1 protein-coding gene is annotated in these 249 nt (G+C 67.5%); it reads right to left on the reverse strand.

Annotated features, from left to right (window positions below; translation table 11 throughout):
* Positions 1-249 (reverse strand): non-homologous end-joining DNA ligase LigD (ligD, locus tag CUZ56_RS15340; RefSeq protein ID WP_455431072.1); only part of this gene is annotated, 249 nt, incomplete at both ends.

Raw genomic sequence — 249 nt, forward strand, 5'->3', positions numbered from 1 at the left:
GCCCTTGGGGAATCGGTGCAGCATGCACGGCCGGTCCCGCAGCGCGTTGACGATACCGTCACCCACGCTCAGGTAGTACTGCACCAGATCCAGCTTGGTGGCGCCGCTTTCCGGGAAGTACACCCGGTCGGGGTTGGTGACCCGCACCGTGTGATCCCCGACCTCGAGTTCCACCGCCGTGCCGGCACTGCCGCTCATGGTTCGAACGATAGCGCCGGGCTTCGCCGTCGGCCGATCGACGCGCATGGG

It is taken from the genome of Saezia sanguinis (genome assembly GCF_003991585.1).
In the GTDB taxonomy this organism is placed as follows: domain Bacteria; phylum Pseudomonadota; class Gammaproteobacteria; order Burkholderiales; family Burkholderiaceae_C; genus Saezia; species Saezia sanguinis.